Below are 2456 nucleotides of genomic sequence, written 5' to 3'. Positions count from 1 at the left end.
TATAAGATAGGCGAAAAGGCAGGTCTTTTCGCCTTTATTTTATACAAAAAAAGAGATCGAATCCAAATGATTCGATCTCTAAAAAAGCACCCTTAATTGTCAATGTCTTAACTTAATGACATTGCCTTACTGGAAATCGTCTTTTTTTGCGTATACAGAATGATATGAATTAGTAATGTTAAGGTCATGTTAGGGTTTTTAGGAAATTTTGAGTTATCTTGGAGAATGCTAAGAGAGATGAATTTAAATCACTGAGTTCATTAGTACTTTTTATATTAAGTATCATACATATCAATTGAATATATGCTCTGAGTGCGTAAGTTGATTTATTTGAAAAATTTTTATGAGTAATTTGTGCTAATTTATCAATAATTTTCATATTCCCAATGTTTGCTTCTTTTACAAGACCACGCTGGTGAGAAAGTGCAGAGTATAGACACCAATATGGGTCATGTGAATCAGTATTATGAGATTCAATCTCTTTTAGCAAGTCTTTTTCGAAAACAGAAAAAGAATGATTAAGAACTGCTTTACAAAGTTCGTCTCGGGACTGGAAGCAGCGATAAATGGGGATAACTGAGCAGTGGCAGACCTTAGCCACTGCTCGAATCTTCACGTTTATCAAACCTACCTTTTTAAAAAGCCGTAGGATATAGTATCCATGCGACTTTTCTTTGTATTATTTACTTGAATTTGTGGTTTTATTTGAGTCTTTGTGTGACCAAGGAAAATTTTGTACATCCTTTTCTCTGGCAAAGCCCCATAACCCTGATTTTTGCACTTTACCATTGGGATCTGTATATTGGATGTTTTCATCGTTGTCTACAAATTTGGCATCGGTTGAGCCTCTCCATTTATTAACAAAGCTCAGTACTTGTTGTCTTACTTCAGGGCTCAAATCTATTTTTCGGCCTTGCATTGACTCCTCAACTACAATTACAGGCATGTTTTCTTCTTTACCGTAGCCATCTAAGTTTTTCATTGTGGTTTCAATATCAGAAATCATCTTTTGCAAATCAGCCTTAGTGTATGTAGTAGGTATACTCTTAGAAAGCATGTAATTATTAATACAATCCCAGCCCTTGCTTGTGGCGTCTTCAAAAGGCTTGCGTGTAGCATATGAAGATGCTCCTTCATCTGCATCATCTGCAGAGTCAGCTTTATCAAGAAGAGCATTTAAGGCTTTATAGTCATCTTCAGTAGGAAGCTCTGAACTAGATGCGATTTGATTACTGTTTGTATTTGACGACTGGCTATTTGAGCCATTTGTAGCAGAGCTGCTGCTATTAGCAGTGTTTGAAGTGGTACTTGATGAACTGCTATTTGTAGTATTTTGCTGTGAATTAGTTGAAGTACTGCTGTTGGAAGTACTTGTATTATTTGAATTGATGCGTTTATTGGTGTTTGAGTTGATTGGACCATCATAAGCTAATAAAACATTGTTTGAGCGTATGTATTGGTTGTCGTCAATTTGTACATACTTTTTGCCATTGATACGTACCGGCTTGCCGTAATAAGTTACACTGCGACCTTTACGGAGTTTCATGCCTTTAATACGTTGGCCTTGGGCATTGTACACGTAAGAATTACGAACCAAACTCGTTTCATAGCCGTTAGTTAGTGCTGAACTATTTCTGTGTTTAGCAAAATTAGAAGTCTTGATGTAGATATTACCACTAATGATGTTGTATTTTTTACCATTTAGTTCGATAGTTCCAATCACTTTGACTCTGCTACCTTTACGGTAAAGCTTTTTGTTTGCACGTTGGCCATTGTAGTTATAAGCATATGCATTGTGTGTTAATCTCCGGTAGCTAGTTGCAGCATTAGTAGTTTGAGTGTTCATGCCAAATAGACCTGCAGTGAGTAGTGCTGCTGTAGAGTACTTTACTAGTTTATTCATTCTCTTGTTATCTTCTTTCCTTATTAATAGCTTTAATAATTCTAATTATATGACTTATAGAGAATCATGAGATAACTATATTTTAGGCAGTAAGGAGCTATTTATTACTTTAGTGCCTAAAATTTTTATTTAATCATAATGTATATAGGATCTTTTCTTTAGATTGAGCACACTTTTCGAAGAATATATTTTAAATTGATAGAATAGTTGCATAGATATAGAACTATCGAGAGAGGAATTACTAAAAATGCTTGTAGGTGAAGACGATCTTTACAAAGAATTTGAAGGAGACAGTGAATTTAAAAGATGTGGATTCTGTCATAAAAAATATTTTCGAAAAGAATTTCTGAGAGTACCAGAATTTGAAACAATAGCAGAAGATATTTGTCCTTATTGCAATGGACTTAATAGCATGTGTGGTCCAAATTTTAAATATATAAATTATAAAATTGAAGATATTGATGTAAACAATTTATAAGTTCAAGAGTGCAATATTACGAAACTGTCAAATCTTTTGTGTAAATAGATCTTTCTCGTAAATTGATTTTTTAAT

3 protein-coding genes are annotated in these 2456 nt (G+C 33.8%); 1 reads left to right on the top strand and 2 read right to left on the bottom strand.

What is annotated here, in order from left to right; translation table 11 throughout:
- Positions 1-184: 184 nt before the first annotated feature.
- Both CP357_RS10260 and CP357_RS09785 read right to left on the bottom strand, forming a co-directional pair.
- Complete coding sequence (locus tag CP357_RS10260) at positions 185-616, bottom strand: hypothetical protein (protein WP_143468458.1); 432 nt, start codon at positions 614-616, stop codon at positions 185-187.
- Between the two features lie 63 nt (positions 617-679).
- Entirely contained in the window at positions 680-1903 is a 1224-nt protein-coding gene (locus CP357_RS09785; RefSeq protein WP_098037207.1) for an SLAP domain-containing protein, read from the bottom strand.
- 247 nt (positions 1904-2150) lie between these two features.
- Between CP357_RS09785 and CP357_RS09780 the strand changes: the two genes are divergently transcribed.
- Positions 2151-2381: a hypothetical protein gene (locus tag CP357_RS09780; protein ID WP_098037206.1), complete on the top strand. Its 231-nt coding sequence runs from the start codon at positions 2151-2153 to the stop codon at positions 2379-2381.
- Positions 2382-2456 lie beyond the last annotated feature (75 nt).

Source organism: Lactobacillus sp. UMNPBX6 (assembly GCF_002553975.1).
Lineage (GTDB): Bacteria > Bacillota > Bacilli > Lactobacillales > Lactobacillaceae > Lactobacillus > Lactobacillus gallinarum.
Note: the sequence above shows the minus strand (reverse complement) of the source record. Positions and strands in the feature narration are given on the sequence as shown.

Excerpts from the sequence above, each read along its gene's own strand:
- CP357_RS09785 (WP_098037207.1), bottom strand. The coding sequence starts at position 1,903 with ATGAATAAACTAGTAAAGTACTCTACAGCAGCACTACTCACTGCAGGT.
- CP357_RS09780 (WP_098037206.1), top strand. The coding sequence starts at position 2,151 with ATGCTTGTAGGTGAAGACGATCTTTACAAAGAATTTGAAGGAGACAGT.